Below are 1,171 nucleotides of genomic sequence, written 5' to 3' on the forward strand. Positions count from 1 at the left end.
TACCGGAAGTGGTAACGGATATTTAAAAATAATTGTGTAGAAGTTTAAACTTTCAATAACACCAATTTTTATTTCTTTGAAGGACTACAGAATCTGTGAGAAATGAGTTTTTCTACAAGCTCTATAATAGAATTGTTCGGAAATTTCAGTTTCCGAACAATTCTATTATAAAAAAACACATAATGCCTGTTGTCATTAAACAAAAAAAGATGTATACTATTTTTCAGAATAATAATTTTTGACATATCAGCCTTAATTAAGAATCAGATTATATTTTAAGAGGTTTACAATGGACGTTCTCTATCTCTTCCGTGAATCCGGCAATGTACGGATTCCTTTTACCGGTTACGATCCGCCTTTATTCCGCTGTTTTATTGCGAACGGCGGCAAATGGGATGATGTCTGTCATTCATTTATTTTTATTGGCGATTTTGATACAGAATTTTTTAGCAATGTTTTTAAAGAGTTTCTCCCCAAAGGCCACTCCACGATTCCCATTGTGCAGATACAGGAAAATTCCAGCAATCAACCGCAAATTTCCGGTTTTTTTGACCACCCTTTAGAGTACTCTCATGAACAATCTACGGATATTACTCCATTAAGCTATGCACCTAACAACGATGAATACACGTATTATTCTCCTGCCATGAAAGAAAAACACTCTGAATATTCTCCTACCATGAAAAATAAACAAACTGAATATTCTCCCATCATAAAAAAGAAGCAGACTGAATATCCTCCGAAGAAAGCTGACGTTCTCCCTGCCTCTCCCTTTTCCTTTCCTGTTTCCCCGTCTTTGCCCGAAAAGCTTTCCAATCAATTAAAAGAAAAACTTGAAGCCGAACTTCGCTCCAGAAAGTACAGCGTTCAAACCCGCCGCGCCTACATTTACTACAACCGCCTAATTTGCCGCACTCTCCAAAAAACTCCAGAAGAAATCCGTCCCGATGACATAACTGAATTCCTCGCTCTTATGGAAAAAGACAAGAAATACTCCGCCTCCGCGATGAATCTTGCAATCAGCGCTATTAAATTTTTATTTAAATATATTTTAAAAGATGACAGCATAGAACAAAAACACCGTCCCCGTCACGACGGCCGTCTTCCCATGATTTTGTCAAAAGAGGAGATCAGCAAAATCTTTTCTTTAGAAAAAAATCCCAAACACCGT

Annotated in this window: 1 protein-coding gene; it reads left to right on the plus strand. The window is 37.1% G+C overall.

Going from position 1 to position 1,171, the window contains the following annotated elements; genetic code table 11:
- Window positions 1-289 precede the first annotated feature (289 nt).
- Window positions 290-1,171, plus strand: an 882-nt coding sequence (locus ACYVRA_RS06720; protein WP_461251974.1) for a phage integrase N-terminal SAM-like domain-containing protein, incomplete at its 3' end; no start/stop codon positions are given.

The sequence above is a fragment of the Treponema sp. R8-4-B8 genome (assembly GCF_054786175.1).